The 554-nt window shown below is 63.5% G+C and carries 1 protein-coding gene; it reads right to left on the bottom strand.

Going from position 1 to position 554, the window contains the following annotated elements; translation table 11 throughout:
• Nucleotides 1–33: 33 nt before the first annotated feature.
• Nucleotides 34–554: transposase (locus Q7A36_RS40725; protein ID WP_305109473.1), on the bottom strand; the 521-nt coding region annotated here is incomplete at its 5' end.

The raw sequence follows: 554 nt of genomic DNA, 5'->3' as shown, positions 1-554 counted from the left end.
CTAGTGGGTCACTTGCCTCGTAATGCACCATTCTCATTGACTGCTGTCGTGCCGGGACAGCGGCTGGTGGGTGTGAGCACCTGAGCCGCCGAGTGCGCGTGCGTCGCCGTATTGCTTGCGTCGCCTTTTCCGGCGCTTGCCGTTCCACAGGAAGGGCGTTGGCTGCCGGTTCCAGGCTTGTGCTGTCTGTTGGAACCAGGTGCCGATCTCAGTCGGGTTCTGTGGATGCTGGCCATCGAGCGTGCGGCGCTTGAGGATGCGCTGGATAGACTCGGCCATGTTCAGCCAGCTGCCGCCGAGCGGGGTGTAGAGCGGCATGATGCCATGCTGGCAAAGCCAGAGCACCATCCCGGTACTCTTGTGGCCGGTCAGGTTGTCCCAAATGAGGAGCATGCGCAGCGGCGGCAAATCAACCGGCAAGGTGAAGCGCTCCGCCAAGCCCTCTTGCCATACCTCCCATGTGGCATGGGTCAGCGTCGCATCGGTTGGCGCGGCGGGTGGCGGCATGGTCGCCAGGATCGCCGCGAACCGTTCCTTGAGCCAGCCGTGCAGAA

The sequence above is a fragment of the Paracraurococcus lichenis genome (genome assembly GCF_030657435.1).
Classification (GTDB): domain Bacteria; phylum Pseudomonadota; class Alphaproteobacteria; order Acetobacterales; family Acetobacteraceae; genus Paracraurococcus; species Paracraurococcus lichenis.
Note: the sequence above shows the minus strand (reverse complement) of the source record. Positions and strands in the feature narration are given on the sequence as shown.